Source organism: Actinoplanes sp. NPDC051494, assembly GCF_044454705.1.
Lineage (GTDB): Bacteria > Actinomycetota > Actinomycetes > Mycobacteriales > Micromonosporaceae > Actinoplanes.
On the sequence record NZ_JBITDZ010000014.1, the window covers coordinates 97,160 to 112,252 of the forward strand.

General features: G+C 69.6%; 14 protein-coding genes. 4 read left to right on the forward strand and 10 right to left on the reverse strand.

Annotation, left to right across the window (positions count from 1 at the left end; translation table 11 throughout):
• Positions 1-2: 2 nt before the first annotated feature.
• The 4 genes from ACIA6A_RS35990 to ACIA6A_RS36005 all read right to left on the reverse strand — a co-directional run bounded on the left by ACIA6A_RS35990 (position 3) and on the right by ACIA6A_RS36005 (position 4,531).
• Complete coding sequence (locus ACIA6A_RS35990) at positions 3-1,163, reverse strand: extracellular solute-binding protein (protein WP_396102500.1); 1,161 nt, start codon at positions 1,161-1,163, stop codon at positions 3-5.
• Positions 1,163-2,260: an ABC transporter ATP-binding protein gene (locus ACIA6A_RS35995; RefSeq protein ID WP_396102501.1), complete on the reverse strand. Its 1,098-nt coding sequence runs from the start codon at positions 2,258-2,260 to the stop codon at positions 1,163-1,165. The genes ACIA6A_RS35990 and ACIA6A_RS35995 overlap by 1 nt, the downstream gene beginning before the upstream one ends.
• A gap of 13 nt (positions 2,261-2,273) precedes the next feature.
• Positions 2,274-3,734: a gamma-aminobutyraldehyde dehydrogenase gene (locus tag ACIA6A_RS36000; protein WP_396102502.1), complete on the reverse strand. Its 1,461-nt coding sequence runs from the start codon at positions 3,732-3,734 to the stop codon at positions 2,274-2,276.
• A gap of 161 nt (positions 3,735-3,895) precedes the next feature.
• Positions 3,896-4,531: an FMN-dependent NADH-azoreductase gene (locus ACIA6A_RS36005; protein WP_396102503.1), complete on the reverse strand. Its 636-nt coding sequence runs from the start codon at positions 4,529-4,531 to the stop codon at positions 3,896-3,898.
• A 117-nt stretch (positions 4,532-4,648) separates the two neighbouring features.
• On the opposite strand from ACIA6A_RS36005, the gene ACIA6A_RS36010 reads away from it, so the two are divergent.
• Both ACIA6A_RS36010 and ACIA6A_RS36015 read left to right on the forward strand, forming a co-directional pair.
• A complete protein-coding gene (locus ACIA6A_RS36010; protein ID WP_396102505.1) occupies positions 4,649-5,119 on the forward strand; it encodes a MarR family winged helix-turn-helix transcriptional regulator in 471 nt (156 codons plus the stop codon).
• Positions 5,120-5,176: 57 nt separating this feature from the next.
• Complete coding sequence (locus tag ACIA6A_RS36015) at positions 5,177-7,102, forward strand: cytochrome c oxidase assembly protein (protein ID WP_396102506.1); 1,926 nt, start codon at positions 5,177-5,179, stop codon at positions 7,100-7,102.
• Here the strand turns inward: ACIA6A_RS36015 and ACIA6A_RS36020 are convergent, their stop codons facing one another.
• The 5 genes from ACIA6A_RS36020 to ACIA6A_RS36040 form a co-directional block, all read right to left on the reverse strand.
• Positions 7,103-8,092, reverse strand: coding sequence for an ABC transporter substrate-binding protein (locus ACIA6A_RS36020; protein WP_396102507.1), 990 nt, complete (start codon positions 8,090-8,092; stop codon positions 7,103-7,105).
• Positions 8,093-8,250: 158 nt separating this feature from the next.
• Entirely contained in the window at positions 8,251-8,709 is a 459-nt protein-coding gene (locus ACIA6A_RS36025) for a DUF5709 domain-containing protein (protein WP_396102508.1), read from the reverse strand.
• Positions 8,710-8,755: 46 nt separating this feature from the next.
• Complete coding sequence (locus tag ACIA6A_RS36030; RefSeq protein WP_396102509.1) at positions 8,756-9,880, reverse strand: type III PLP-dependent enzyme; 1,125 nt, start codon at positions 9,878-9,880, stop codon at positions 8,756-8,758.
• Positions 9,881-10,154: 274 nt separating this feature from the next.
• Entirely contained in the window at positions 10,155-10,367 is a 213-nt protein-coding gene (locus tag ACIA6A_RS36035) for a DUF397 domain-containing protein (protein WP_396102510.1), read from the reverse strand.
• 46 nt (positions 10,368-10,413) lie between these two features.
• Complete coding sequence (locus ACIA6A_RS36040; RefSeq protein ID WP_396102511.1) at positions 10,414-11,262, reverse strand: helix-turn-helix domain-containing protein; 849 nt, start codon at positions 11,260-11,262, stop codon at positions 10,414-10,416.
• 205 nt (positions 11,263-11,467) lie between these two features.
• Here ACIA6A_RS36040 and ACIA6A_RS36045 point away from each other — a divergent pair, with 205 nt between their 5' ends.
• Positions 11,468-12,106 (forward strand): GPP34 family phosphoprotein, encoded by a 639-nt coding sequence (locus ACIA6A_RS36045; RefSeq protein WP_396102512.1) that lies wholly within the window; start codon positions 11,468-11,470, stop codon positions 12,104-12,106.
• Between the two features lie 62 nt (positions 12,107-12,168).
• On the forward strand, positions 12,169-14,106 hold the full coding sequence (locus ACIA6A_RS36050; RefSeq protein WP_396102513.1) for an APC family permease: 1,938 nt from the start codon (positions 12,169-12,171) through the stop codon (positions 14,104-14,106).
• A gap of 157 nt (positions 14,107-14,263) precedes the next feature.
• On the opposite strand, the gene ACIA6A_RS36055 is transcribed toward ACIA6A_RS36050, so the two are convergent.
• Positions 14,264-14,815, reverse strand: coding sequence for a hypothetical protein (locus ACIA6A_RS36055; protein WP_396102514.1), 552 nt, complete (start codon positions 14,813-14,815; stop codon positions 14,264-14,266).
• Positions 14,816-15,093 lie beyond the last annotated feature (278 nt).

The following is a 15,093-nucleotide window of genomic DNA, read 5'->3' on the forward strand; positions in this document are numbered from 1 at the left end:
TCTCAGCTCAGCACGACGGGTTCGAAGATGCTCTGGAACTCCTGCTGCTCGGCGGCGGTGGCGAAGTCACGGTAATAGTGCAGCCGGGCGTAGTCGTCGGGCCCGGGGAACACCAGCGGGCTGTCCGCGATCGTCTTGTCCTTGATCTCGGCCTTCGCGGCGGGCACCGGGCAGACGTAGTTGATGTACTCGGCCAGTGTCGCCGCGTTCGCGACCTCGTAGAAGAAGTCCATGAGCTTGAGCGCGTCGACCGGGTTCGTGGCGGTGACCGGGATGGCGAAGTTGTCCGTCCAGATCGTGCCGCCCTCCTCGGGGATCACGAACTTGAAGTCCGTACCGTCGGACACGTTCTTCTGGAAGACGTCGCCGGACCACGCCTGGGTGAGCCACACCTCGCCCTTGCCGAGCGCGTCGATGTAGCTCTGGTCGTAGTAGTTGCGCAGGATGCCCTGGGTCTTCTGGTCCTTGAGCTTGCCGGCGGCCGTCTTCCAGTCGGCGGCCGTGGACGTGTCCGGGTTGATGCCGGCCGCCATCATGCCGAAATTGCCGAGCTCCTGGGTGTCGGAGAACATCCCGACCTTGCCCTTGAACGCGGGGTCCCAGAGGTCGGCCAGTTTCGTGATCGGCCGCCCGGTCTTCTTCTCGTCGTACGCGATGCCGGTGATGCCCGACGTCCACGGCACCGAGTACACGTTGCCGGGGTCGAACGCCTCCTTCGCGTACGCGGGGTCGGCGTTGGCCTGGTAGTTCGGCAGTTTCGTGAGGTCGAGCGGCGCGAGGAAGCCGGAGTCCTTGAACTGCTTGAACTGGATGCCGTTGGTGATGACCATCAGGTCGTAGCCGATGTCCTGCTTGGCGGCGAGCTGCGGCTGCACCTTGGCGAACCAGGGCCCCATCTCCTGGATGACCTCTTCGTACTTGACCTGCACCCCGGTCGCGGCGGTGAACTTCTTCAGCTCGGGGTGCCCGGGGTCCATGTACAGCGGCCAGTTGGCGAAGTTCAGCTTGCCGGTGCCGGTCCTGCCGGCCCAGAACTTCGCCACCTCGTCGGCGGCCGGCGCGCTGGCACCGGGGGAGCCCTTGCCCTTGACCCCGCAGGCGGCGAGCGCCATACCCATGCCGGCCATCCCGGCCAGCCTCAGAAAATCGCGACGGTCTCTCATCAGACTCCGATCGGGTACGAGTGCTGCGGGCTCCAGGTGAGGAACACGCGGTCGCCGGCTCCGGCCAGGTCCTCGGCCGAGTACGCGTTCTGGTCGAAGACCACCAGGTCGGCCCCGGCGGACGTCCGGACCGTGTAGTTCGTGGACGTGCCGTGGTAGACGACCTCGGTGACGACGCCGGTGAGCACGCTGCAGTCCGTGGTGGTGGGTTCGTCGCGGCTCAAGTCGATCTTCTCGGGCCGCACCGAGATCTCCAGGGTGGTCCCGGCGCTGACCGCGGCGGGCACGAGCACCTTCTCGCCCGGCCCGAACTCCAGCACCGCGATGCCGCCGGTGACCGAGGAGACCGTGCCGTCGAGGATGTTGGAGGTGCCGATGAACCCGGCCACGAACCGGGTCGCCGGCTTCTCGTAGATCTCCCGGGGCGTGCCGAGCTGGTCGATGCGCCCGCCCTCCATCACCGCGATGCGGTCCGACATGGTCAGCGCCTCTCCCTGGTCGTGCGTGACGTAGACGAACGTGATGCCGACCTCGCGCTGGATGCGCTTGAGCTCGATCTGCATCTGCTGGCGCAGTTTGAGGTCGAGCGCACCCAGCGGCTCGTCCAGCAGCAGTGCGCGTGGCCCGTTGACCAGGGCCCGGGCCAGCGCGACCCGCTGCTGCTGCCCGCCGGACATCTCGCGCGGGGATCGTTTCTCCATGCCGGTCAGCGAGACGATCTCGAGCATCTCGCCGACCCGGCGCCGGATCTCGGCCTTGGCGACCTTCTTGCGCTCCAGACCGAAAGCCACGTTCTGGTACGCCGTGAGGTGCGGGAACAGCGCGTACGACTGGAACACCATGTTGACGTCGCGCTTGTTGGGCGCGACCCCGGTGACGTCCCGGCCGTCGAGGAACACGGTGCCGCCGGTCGGCTCCTCGAACCCGGCGATCATCCGCATCGTGGTGGTCTTCCCGCAGCCGGACGGCCCGAGCAGGGAGAAGAACTCGCCGGTGCCGACGGCGAGGTCCAGTGCGCGGACGGCCGGCACCTTCTCGCCGTGGGAGAGGAATTCCTTGTGTACGCCGACGAGCTCGATCGCGGCCGTGTCGCTCATGTCCCGCCCACCTTCAGCCGTGGTAGCTCATGACGTGCTTGATCCTCGTGTATTCCTCGAAGCCGTACATCGAGAGGTCCTTGCCGTACCCGGAGTGGCCGAAGCCGCCGTGCGGCATCTCGGAGACGAACGGCAGGTGGGTGTTGATCCAGACCGCGCCGAAGTCGAGCCGCCGCGACATCCGCAGGGCCCGGCCGTGGTCGCGGGTCCACACGCTGGCGCTGAGCCCGAAACGCACGTCGTTGGCCCGGCGCACGGCCTGGTCCTCGCCGGTGAAGCGCTGCACGGTGACGACCGGGCCGAACACCTCGTCCTGGATCATCTCGTCGTGCTGGTGCAGCCCGGCCACGACGGCCGGTTCGAGGAAGTATCCCCGGTCACCGATGCGCCGCCCCCCGGTGACGATCTCGGCGTGCCCGGGAACGCGGTCGAGGAACCCCCGGACCCGGTCGAGCTGGACGGCGTTGTTGACCGGCCCGAGGAACGCGCCGGGGTGGTCCGGCCCGCCGACCACGGTGTTCTTCGCGGCGGCGGCCAGCGCGGCGGTGAAGTCGTCGGCGATCCGCTCGTGCACGAGCACCCGGGCGGCGGCGGTGCAGTCCTGCCCGGCGTTGAAGTATCCGGCCGCGGCGACCGCCGCGGCGGTGGTGGCGATGTCGGCGTCGTCGAACACGACCACCGGCGCCTTGCCGCCGAGTTCGAGGTGCACCTTCTTGAGGTCGGCGGCGGCGGACGCGGCGACCTCCATGCCGGCCCGGGTGGAGCCGGTGATCGACACCAGCTGGGGCAGCGGGTGGGTGATCAGGGCCCGGCCGGTGTCACGGTCGCCACAGATGACGTTGAACACGCCGGGCGGCAGGAACTCGGCGGCGATCTCGGCGAGCAGCAGCGTGGTGACCGGGGTGGTCTCGGCCGGTTTGAGCACCACTGCGTTGCCGGCGGCGATCGCGGGCGCGAACTTCCACACCGCCATGACCATCGGGTAGTTCCACGGGGTGACCTGCGCGCAGACCCCGATCGGCTCGCGGCGCACATAGGACGTGTGGTCGCGCAGGTACTCCCCGGCCGAGCGGCCCTCCAGCATCCGGGCGGCACCGGCGAAGAAGCGCAGCTCGTCGAGGAGCGGTGCCATCTCCTCCCGCCGGGTCGCCTCGAGGGGTTTGCCGGTGTTGCGGCACTCGGCGGCGATGATCTCCTCGGCGCGGTCCTCGACGGCGCCGGCGATCCGCAGCAGCGCCCGCTGCCGGTCGGCGGGGGTGGTGTCGCGCCAGACCTCGAACCCCGCGGCGGCGGCCTCCATGGCCACCGCGACGTCCTGCTCGGACGAGACCGGGGCGTGGGCATAGGTGTCACCGGTGGACGGGTTGACGACCGGGGAGGTGCGCCCGTCGGCCGGTGCGGTGTAGGACCCAGCGACGAAGTTGAGCAACGGTGACGGATCCCTCCCGGTCGGCGTGGACGGACCTTGACACATGCAAAGCCGCCAGGACAAGGGAATCCGAAGCTGTTTTCAAGAACGAAACTGAATCCTCGGTACGTCGCCCGGGTTGCGACGTATTCCGGGTTGTCCGAGCGCCCGGAGCACGGAAAACGGCGCCGCCCCGGCCGGGGCGGCGCCGTTCACGGTGCGGTGGCTCAGAGCGCGCCGAGGGCCTTGCCGGCCTCGCGGGCGGACTGCTGCGCGCCGGAGTGCATCTCGGCGGCGAGGTCCTTGAAGTCGTCGAGGGCCGGGTTCTGGCCGACGAGGGTGAACTCCCGCTCGACGACGGTCAGGTCGGCGCCCCACGAGTCGGCGATGATGCGCTTGAGGAACGGGGTGGAGTGGTCCCAGCCCGCACGCGGGGTGCCCGCGCCGTACGCGCCGCCACGGACGGTGGCGAGCACGACCTTCTTGCCGGCGAGGAACGCCTGGCCGTACGCCTTCGGCGCGGTGGAGATGAGGTCGATGTACGCCTTGAAGTGCTGCGACGGGCCGTAGTTGTAGAGCGGCACGGCGAACAGGATCGCGTCGGCGGCGAGCAGCTCGTCGACCAGCTCGGTGGCGAGCGCGGCGGCGGCCTTCTGCTCGTCGGTCTGCTCCGCCTCGGGGGTGGCACCGGCGGCGAGGGCGGCGCCCCAGTAGGTGGCCGGGATCGGCTCGGTGCCGATGTGCCGGCGCTCGACGGTGTCGCCGGGGCGGGCGGCGAGCCACTCCTGCTCGACGATGTCCGCGATCTCGCGGCTCGCCGAGCCCTCGACACGGATGCTGGCGTCCAGGCGGAACAGGGTCATGGGGGTTCCCTCTCTCGGTTCAAGCTTGAACTCCAAGCTAGCACGGTAACTTCAAGATTGAACTCAGGTGCGATCTCGGTCACTCCGGCCTGGAATCCGGGACGTAGGCTGTGCGCCATGCAGGAGACGAAGTGGCTGGACGACGACGAGCGCGCGGCATGGATGGCCCTGGCGAGCCTGATCTTCAAGCTGCCCGCGGCGCTCGACGCCCAGCTCCTGCGGGACAACCACCTCACCCTCTTCGACTACTTCGTGCTCTCCGCGCTGTCCATGCACCCGGAGCGGGCCATGCGGATGAGCGAGCTGGCGGTCTTCGTCAGCGGCTCGCTCTCGCGGCTCTCCAACGTCGCCAAGCGCCTCGAGCAGCGCGGGGTGCTGCGCCGCGAGCCCGACCCGGAGAACGCCCGCTACACCCGGGCCGTGCTCACCGACGCGGGCTGGGAGCTCGTGGTCGCGGCGGCCCCCGGGCACGTCGCCGCGGTCCGCCGCTACGTCATCGACGGCCTGAGCGAACCGCAGGTCGAGATGCTGCGCCAGGTCGGCTGCCAGGTCGCCCGCCGGGTCGAGGAGAACCCGATCGCCTGTTAGGGCCGTCACGCCCCGGAACCAACCGTCCGGCATGAACGACCAGTAACCGTGCGAAGTATGCGATGGGTGCCGGTGGCCGCCACCGGGGCAACGGCGGCGGTGCTGGCCGGGGCGCTCGTGTTCGGCGGCGGGATCGACGCCCGGGTGCTGCCCGGGCTGCCCAGCCCCGGCCCGGTCACCGCCTGGGCGCTGCCCGTGCTGACCGCGACCGCCGACCTGCTCGGCATCGCCACCGTGGGCGCCACCGTCACCGCCGCGTTCCTGCTGCCCGGCGACGGGCGCGGGGTGGCGGCGCACGGCTGGCTGCTGCTGCGCCGGGCCACCTGGGCGGCGCTGGCCTGGGCCGTCACCTCCCTGGCGGTGCTGTTCTGCACCCTCTCCGACGTGCTCGCGATACCGCCGTCGCAGCTCGGCATCCGGACCGTGCTGAGCTTCGCCACGTCCATCTCGCAGGGGCAGTCGCTGCTGCTGCAGGCCGGGCTCGCGCTCGCCGTGGCGGTGCTGTCCCGCGCCGGGCTGTCGCGCGGTCTCGCCGCTGTCACCGCGGTGGTGGCCTGCGCCGCGCTGCTGCCGCCGGCGTTCACCGGGCACTCCGCCGAGGCCGGTGACCACCAGCTCGCCGTGTCGAGCCTGGCGGTGCACATCCTCGCCGCGTCGCTGTGGGTGGGCGGCCTGGCGGGCCTGCTGGTGGTGCGCCGCCACCATCGCCTCGCCGACGCGGCCCGGCGCTACAGCACCCTGGCCCTGGCCTGTTTCGCGGCCACGGCGCTCAGCGGCGCGGCGAACGCGGCGGTGCGCCTGGGTGGGTGGTCGCCGCTGGTGACGTCCCGGTACGGCGTCCTGGTGCTCCTCAAGGTCCTGGCCCTGCTGGCCGTGGGCGTGCTCGGCGCCCTGCACCGCACCCGCACGTTGCCGGCCCTGGCCGGCGGCGCGCCGCGGGCGTTCCTGCGCCTCGCCGCGGGGGAGCTGGTCGTGCTCGGCGCCGCGGTGGGCCTGGCTGTCGCGCTGTCGCGCAGCCCCACACCGGTGCCGCAGAGCCCCGAGGTGCCCGACCCGCTCGTCGAGCTGCTCGGCTTCGACCGGCCCGGCCCGCTGAGCGCCGCCCGGCTGCTCGGCGGCCCGCTGCCCGACTTCCTGCTGCTGACGCTGACCGTCGCCGGGATCCTCGCCTACCTGGCCGGGGTGCGCCGGTTGCGGCGGGCCGGGCACCCGTGGCCGGCGTCGCGCACCGCGTCCTGGGTGGGCGGGCTGCTGCTGTTCGCCGCGATCACCGGCCTCGGCGTCGCCCGGTACGCGTACGTGCTGTTCAGCGCGCACATGGTCCAGCACATGGTGCTGTCGATGGTGGTGCCGATCCTGCTGGTCGGCGGTGCCCCGGTCACGCTGGCTCTGCGCGCGCTGCGCCGGCCGGCCGACCCGCAGGTCCGCGGCGCCCGGGAGTGGCTGCTGATCGTGCTGCACAGCCGGATCGCCCGGGTGCTCAACCACCCGGTCGTCGCGCTCGGCATCTACGTCGCCAGCCTGTACGCGCTGTACATGAGCGACCTGCTGGCCACGCTCATGCGCCACCACCTCGGCCACCTGGCGATGCTGCTGCACTTCGTGGCCGCCGGCTACCTGCTGTTCTGGGTGCTCATCGGCACCGACCCGGGCCGCCGCCGGATCTACCCGGCGCTGCTCACCCTGGTGCACTTCATGGCGATGGTCGCGCACGCGTTCTTCGGGTTCGTCCTGCTGCAGTCCACCACCGTGATCGCGGCCGGCTGGTACACCGCCGTGCACCCGGACTGGGCCGCGCCGCTGCTCGCCGACCAGCACCTCGGGGCCGGCCTGGCCTGGGCGTTCGGCGAGATCCCGGCCGCCGTGGTCCTGCTGCTGCTGGTCCGCCGCTGGATCCGCGACGACGAGCGCGAACAGGTCCGGGTCGACCGCGCCCTGGACCGGGCCGAGCTCAAAGCGTCAGCCGATCAGGGCAGCAGCTGATCAGGGCAGCAGTTGATCCAGCCGGGGCGGCGCGGTGAAGATCCCGTCCTCGGTGCCCAGCTCGGCCAGCCGGTCCAGCGATGCCCGGTTGATGTCGTGCGGCCAGTCGGGCAGGATCATCGCGGTCCGTACCACGTCGGTGATCGGCGTGTAGGTGCCGATGATGTCGCGCACCTGCTCGGGGTGCGCGGCCGCGTACGCCAGCGACTCGTCGATCGCCGCGGTGAACCGCGCCGCGAGGTCCGGGTCCTTCTCGAGCAGTGCCGTCCCGGCGAAGTACAGCGCCACCGTCAGGTTCGCGGCGGTGTCCACATAGTTCGACGCCACCACCTGTGATCCCTGGGTCAGCGCCTCGGACAGCTGCGGCTCGACCACCCAGGCGGCGTCGACGGTGCCGGCCTGCAGCGCCGACGGCATCGCGGCGAACGGCATGGCCTCGAACCGCAGGTCGCCCGCATTGCCGCCGTCCTTGCGGATCGACGCGCGCACGGTGGTGTCCCCGAGGTTCTTCAGCGTGTTGACCGCGATCTTCTTCCCGGCCAGGTCCTTCGCCGACCGGATCCCGCTGCCGTCGCGCACGACCACCGCGGAGAAGTCGCGTCCCGGCCGGCCGGTCGAGGCGACCCCGTTGGCCACGGCCCGCAGCGGTGCCCCGCCGGCCGTCGCGGCCATCAGCGACGTCGCGTTGCTGAAGCCGAACGGGTACTTCCCGGCCAGCACCCCCTGCACGATCGCGGCACCACCCTGCTCGGGCACCAGCGTCAGGTCGATGCCCCGGCTCGCGAAGAACCCCTTGGCCCGGCCGAGATACGCGGGTGCGACGTCGATGATCGGGATGACCCCGACACTGACCCGGTCCGGTGCGTCCTGCGGCCCCGGGTCGTCCGAGGTGCAGCCGGTCAGGGCGGCGGCGACGAGGAGCAGGACGAGGAACCGGGGCAGGGCTGGCAACCGGGGCAGGGCTGGCAACCGGGGCAGGGTGACCTTCACGCCGCCGGACGCTACCGCCCGTCACCTGCGCCGGGAAGACACCGAACGGCCTCGATCCCTTCGCGTCCCTGGCACATTCGGGCGTTTCCCGGCCCTGTTTTCCTCGGATGGTGCACCGGCCGCCCGCCCGTGCGGCACGGGACGGCCGGTGCGTCAGCTCAGAGGCGCGGGCCGGTGCCCCGGCTGTCCGGGTCGCCGACGACGTGGACGGCGGCCTCCTCGGCAGTGGCGGCGCCGGAGTCGATGCCCACGTCGGAGGCGACCGAGTCGGCCTCCTCGTCGGGGCCGAGGCCCTCGTCCCCGGCGACCAGGCGGCCGGACCGCGGCTCGGCGTCGTCGCCGCGCCGGATCAGCTCGTCCTCGTCGGTGTCGTCGTCCGCGTACGGGTCGATGTCCGGCTCCTCCTCGGCGAGCAGCTGGTCGAGGGACTCGCCCTGACGCTGCTCGGCGGCGGTGGTGCCGAACCGGTCGGCGCCCGCGTAGCCGTCGGCCGCCTGGTGGCCGACGTCCAGCGGGTCACCGACGGCATCGTCGTCGAGCGTGTCCGACGCGTCGAGCACCCCGTCGTCCTCGACCGCGTCCCACTCGTCGTCGCGTTCGTTCTCAGGCTCGGTCACAGTCTTCTCCCCAGTCGGCGGTCAACCCTGGGAGATTAGCGCCGATCTAGATCATGACCACGCGCGGCGGGGCGAAACCGTTGAACCGGGAGGCGTACACGCTGGTGTACGCGCCGGCGGAGCTGACCAGGAGTTCGTCGCCCTCGCGCAGGTCCGCCGAGAGCAGCACGTCGCGGGCGAACGTGTCCTGGCTGTCGCAGGTCGGGCCGGTCAGGTGGAACGCCCGCCGCAACCGGGCGCCGCGGGCGTCGTGGATGGGATAGCGCAGCGCGCCACCGGACTCCAGGACCTCCATCAGGCCGTGGAAGACACCGAGGTCGGTGTGCGCCCACCAGCCCGACGGCCGTTCGGCCACACCGATCACCCGGCAGCGGAACCGGCCGGCCTCGGCGACCAGCGCCCGGCCCGGTTCGGCGAAGACCTCCACCGGGTAAGGCAGGCGGGCGATGCCGTCCGCCGCCACCCGCCCGAACAGCTCGAGGTCCGGCACCGGTTCGTCGTAACGGGCCGGGAAGCCGCCGCCGATGTCGACCATCTGCAGCCGGATGCCGACCTGGGCGAGCCGCTCCAGCACGACCGCGACGTCGCGCAGGGGACGGTCGAGGGCGGTGGGGTCCAGCGACTGCGAACCCATGTGGAACGTGATCCCGTACGGCGTGAGCCCGAGTTCGCGCGCCTGCACCAGAAGACCGACGGCCCCGGGGACGTCCACGCCGAACTTGCCCTCGCTGGGCACGACGCTGTCCGTACCGCCGGTCATGAGCCGGGCGTACACGCAGCTGCCCGGTGCCTCCTCGGCGACGCGGCGGACCTCCTCGAAGGAGTCGACGCTGAACCGGTAGACCCCGGCCGCGGCGGCGCGGGCGGTCTGTTCCCGGGCCCGGACCGGGTTGCTGAACAGCATGTCGTAGGGCTGGACGCCGGCCGCCACGAGCAGCTCGACCTCCTGGATGGAGGCGACCTCGAAGCCGGACCCGGCACTGTGCAGGGTGCTCAGCACACCGGGGTGGTTGTTGCACTTGGTGGCGTAGAACGGGCGGACCCCGGGGAAGGCGGCCCGGAACGTGTCCAGGGCGGCCACGATCCGGCCGGCCCGCATCTCGAGCACGGGTCCCGGGTGCACCTGACGTGCGGGAGCGGGGGTGGCGACGATGTTGGATGAGCGGCGCAACGAAGGCCCCTTACGCTAAGTGGTCTCGTCAATGCGGAGAGTGTTTCGTCAGTCTGCCACCGATCTCAGGAAAGGGCTATGACCTGCAAGCATGGAGATCGATATGGCATTGATCATCTGCAAATTGCAATTCGGGGCGCCCCTGAGGACGCCCCGAATGCTGTGCGAAGGCCGTGAACTGCGCCTTTGCGCTATCTTAAATTGATCATGGAGCTACCGGAAGTTGACGTTGCGTATCCACTTCCCGGCTGTGCGTGCCTATCGGTAGTGTCTCTCAGCGGAGATCGAACTCGCCGCTCTTGGCCGAGTTCACGAACTCGGACCAATGCGCCGGGTTGAAGATGAGAGCGGGACCCGAAGGGTTCTTGCTGTCACGCACGGCAACGGCTGTGTCGAGGATTGCGACCTCGACACAGTTGTTGCCGCCGTTTCCGTTGCTGCGACTGGACTTCTTCCAGACAGCGGCGTTGAGATGGTGCGTCGGCATGCCTTTGCACCTCCCTTCGATATGCGATTGTGCGACGTGAAGCCTCCTACGCGCGTAGGAGGCTTTCGATCATCTTAAGGGTCAACCGGGGGTCCAGTGCCCTGGTGCTCAGTCGCTCGAACTCCGCACGGTAACGAGCGACCTCTGAATGTTGCTCTTCGTAGAGGTCACCCGCAAGTCCCTCCAAGTAAACTACATCCAAATGAGTGGTCTCCCGGAACTCCAAAAGTGCTGCTGAACCACCGAGGAAGGTGTGTTCGCCGGCATCGAACGGGAGGATCTGGAGCGTCACGTTGGGTAATTTAGCTGTGTCAATGAGATGGCGGAGTTGGTCATCCATGACCGTGGGGCCGCCTACGGAGCGTCGCACCACCGACTCATCGATGATCGCCACCAGTTCGAGCGGATTCGCCCCGGTCAGCCGGCTCTGCCGCTTGAGCCGCAGCGCGATCCGGCGGTCGGTCTGCGCCGGCGGGTCCATGGACCGCCCGGTCCGCATCAGCGCCCGGATGTACTCCTCGGTCTGGAGCAGGCCCGGCACGATGATGGGTTCCCAGGCCCGCAGCGACGAGGCCTCCGCCTCGAGGCCGACGAAGTTGCCCGGGCGCATGATGTCGCGGTAGTCCGTCCACCAGGTCTTCTGCTTGGACGAGCGGGCCAGTTCCAGCAGGGCCTCGCGGTACTGCTCGTCGTCGATCCCGTACAGCGTGAGCAGGTCACGCACGTCACGGGGGGTGACCGCGACGCGGGCCGTCTCGATACGGGTCACCTTGGCGGCATGCCATTCAAAATGCCGCGAGACGGTTTCCTGGGTGAGTCCGGCGCGTTCGCGACACCGTTTCAGCTCTGTGCCCAAACGACGTCGGCGCAGCGTGGGACCCTCGTCTGTGGACACCCTGACTCCTCGATCTTGGGATGTCGATTACCCGGTTTCGATCTTCCCATGATCCATGGTGGACATCACGGGCTGATCCGGAGTCTAGTACTTCTTGCATTGACCTCCGAGTCGGGTACATGATGCTTCCGACAGCGAGTTATTGCCTTCTAACGGGTTGTTGCCCCGTCGACAATTCGCGTCGATGTGTCTAAGGAGTGGCGGCGTGCTGGCTGACCAGTTCTTCCTGATCGCACACGAGGACCGGACCGGCCGGTCACGGCTGCACCCCCGGGCTACCGGCCTGGGCCTCGCCGCCGCCCTTCTCGGGGAGTTGGTGCTCGAGGGACGGCTTCGCATCTACGACGGTGACTTGCACATCGAGAGTCGTCAACCACCGAGGGACTCGCTGTCGCATTCTGTACTCGAGTTGCTCATCGCACAACCGCAACATCGCGACGTCAAGACCTGGCTCGCGTACCTTTCCCAGGACGCGGCGGAGCGGGTCGGGGAACGATTGATGCGCTCCGGTGCGGTGGAGTCGGTGACCAGGCGCCGCATGCTCAGTGTGCAGACCTTCTACATGCCCAACAACGAGGCGCAGCGCAATGCCGCGGCCTGGGCGCCGATGCGCCTGGCCAACATCATGGTGCGCGGTCTCGACATGTCGACCGGTGACCGGCTCCTCGCCGGCCTCGTGGTCGCCACCGGCCTGACCCGCTTCGTGCTGTGGGACTTCGAGGTCCACCGGCAGGCCCTCACGCAGCTCCCCACCGCCATCGGGACGCTGCCCGAGGATTTCCGTCAGCTCATCGAGCACACCGAGGCTTCCGTCGGATCCGTGCTCGCCGTCGGTAGGCGGTGAGTCCGGTCGGTCGTCATCACCGCCGGCGGGACAATTTCGATCAATGGGCTGGGAGGCTCTTGATGGCGCGTAAGGACATGTCCGAGCCCGATATCGTGTCGACGGCCCTGGCCCGGAACCGGCTCGGCGTTCCTTCGGTGGTCTTCTTCGGCGTCGCCGGGGCCGCCCCGCTCACGGTCGTGATCGGGGCGATCACCACCATCTACGCGGTGGTGGGCAACACCGCGGTCCCCATCGTCTACCTGGTCGTCGCCGCGATCCTGTCGATCTTCACGGTCGGGTTCGTGGCCATGAGCCGGCACATCGTCAACTCGGGGGCGTTCTACTCCTACATCAGTCACGGACTGGGCCGCATCCCGGGCGTCGGGGCCGCGTTCGTCGCGCTCCCCGCGTACGCGCTCATGCAGATCGGTCTGTTCGGTCTGTTCGGGGTGGTCGCCTCGGGGGTGCTGGAGGGTCTGGGCATCACGGCCGGCTGGTTCACCTGCGCGATCGTGGCCTGGGTCCTGGTGTCGGTGCTCGGCCTGCTCTGGATCGACCTCAGCGGCAAGGTGCTCGCGGTGCTGCTGGTCGCCGAGATCGCGATCGTGGTGATCTACGACGCGGTGATGGTGGCGAACCCGGCCACCGGCTCGGTCTCGTTCGCCACGCTCAACCCGGCGCAGGTGTTCTCACCCGAGGTCGCGGCCATGATGGTGCTCGCCATCGGGGGCTTCGTCGGCTTCGAGGCCACGGTGGTGCTGTCCGAGGAGACCAAGGATCCGAAGCGGACGATCGCCCGGGCCACGCACCTCGCGGTTTTGCTCGCCGGTCTGCTCTGCGGGCTGTCGGCGTGGGCGATGTCGGTCGGCGCCGGGCCCCGCACGATCGTGGCGGCGGCCAAGGCCGACGAGACCGACCTCGTCTTCAACCTGGTGAGCCCGCACGTGCCCGAGGTGCTGATCAACGTCGGCTACGTGCTGTTCATGACGAGCATCTTCGCCGCGCTGCTCGCGTTCCACGCGGCGGTCTCGCGGTACCAGTTCGCGCTCGGCCGCGAGGGCGTACTGCCCCGGGCCTGGGGCTACACCCACCCCCGCACCGGCGCGCCGATCGTCGGCTCGATCACCCAGAGCGTGCTCGCCCTCGGGGTGCTGGTCGTCTACCGGATCACCGGCGCCGACCCGCTGGTCTACCTGTTCGCGTGGCTGACCGTGGTCGGCGGCCTGGGCGTGCTCATCCTGATGTGGAGCGCTTCCGCCGCGGTGATCATGTTCTTCATCCACCACAAGGAGCACAGCGAGAACCTGTGGCGCGCCAAGATCGCCCCGATCGTCGCGTTCATGCTGCTCAGCATCATCCTCGCGGCGACCGTCATCGGGCTCGGTGACCTGCTGCAGGTGGAGCCGGGCTCGATGTTCCACTGGCTCTTCCCGACCGGCTACCTGATCTGTGCGATCGCCGGCTTCATCTGGGCCGTCATCATGCGGGCCGCCCGTCCGGAGGTCTACGCGGCGATCGGCCGGGGCGCGGACGGCGGCGGGTTCATCTCGGACTCGCCCCGCCGAGGCAGCGGCTCACCCACCGAGATGCTCAGCGCCCGGGCCATGCTCGCGGCGGGCGCGGCGTCCGCCGCCGGTTCCGCCGGGGCACCCCCGTCGCGGGACGAGATGCCGCCGGCGCCGGGCCGCCCGGGGCCGGGTCACCAGGGGCCGGGTCACCAGGAGCCGGTTCACCCCGGTCAGGGCCATCCAGGTCAGGGCCATCCCGGTGAGGGCCATCCCGGGCAGGGCTATCCGGGTCAGGGGCCGGGCCAGCCCGACGGGGGCCAGTGGGGAACCCCGCCGGCGTCGTCACCCTGGGGCCCGCCACCGCCGATGCCGTCGCAGCCGTCCCAGTGGGACGAGGAACCGCAGCCCCAGGCCCCGCACGGGTCCGCCGCACCCGGCCGATCGGTGTGGGACACCCCGTCCGAGCCGTCGCGGTGGGAGTCACCGCCCGAGCCGTCACGGTGGAAGTAGCAGCTTTGCCGAGAACCGCGCCGGAACCGCCCGCCGATCCCGATGGAAGGAGGTCCCCGATGCCGACCGGGATCCGTCAGCCCCCCAAGAGCCCGGATCCGGTCGAAGCGGCGGGCGGTCGCCGGCGTGTCAGCCCCGCTCCACGTCCAGAACGAACCTAGGCGGCCTGCGGGAACTGGTAGATCCAGAACTGCTGGGCGTCCATCATCTCGGCCTCGCAGTTGCCGGAGAAGCGGTGCAGCATCAGCCTGATGACCCGGCTCATCTTGCGCTGCTCGTCGTTGTGACCGCAGAAGTCGAGCCCGATGATCCCGTTCTGGGCCGCGGCGAACAGGTACATCGCCTCGACCAGGTCCGAGAAGGACGAGCTGGCGCGGCCGGTCGGCAGTACGGCCACGAAGCCGCAGTACCAGATCTTGTGCTGCGCGTACAGCTCGGGCCAGCGGTGCTCGAAGTACTGCGGTGAGATCAGCGGCATCGCGTCGAGGTCGTTGGTGTACGTCGACATCCCGACCAGATTGCCCTCGTCGTCGAGACTCAGGTACTTCTGCACCCGGCCGTCGCGCATGACTTCCTCGAACTCGCCCCAGTACATCAGGTGCCGCTGGACGGCGAGCGCGTTGAGACCCCGGAAGGACTCCTCGTACATCTTCCACGCGTTTTCGATGAGCTCGTCGTCGTTGATCTGCTCGACAACCTTGATAACCATGCGATGCTCCCCGATCTCGCTGATGGGCGAGGCCACCAACTGCCATGAACGTCAAGCCAATCGATGGGGCCTTGTGACAACAGCGTACGGAGAGTGATTCGCAGATTACAAGCAGTGATTTATGCCAAGGTCAACGTGTCCTGAAATGAACGGAACAGTGATCTTCCTCCCCGCGAATCCCCAGTTCACGCCACCCCCGGCCCGGCTAGCGATCGAGTCCCGAAAGGACGGTCATCGGGCCCTCCGTGGGGCCATTGTCGTGCAGTCCTCGGAGTCCA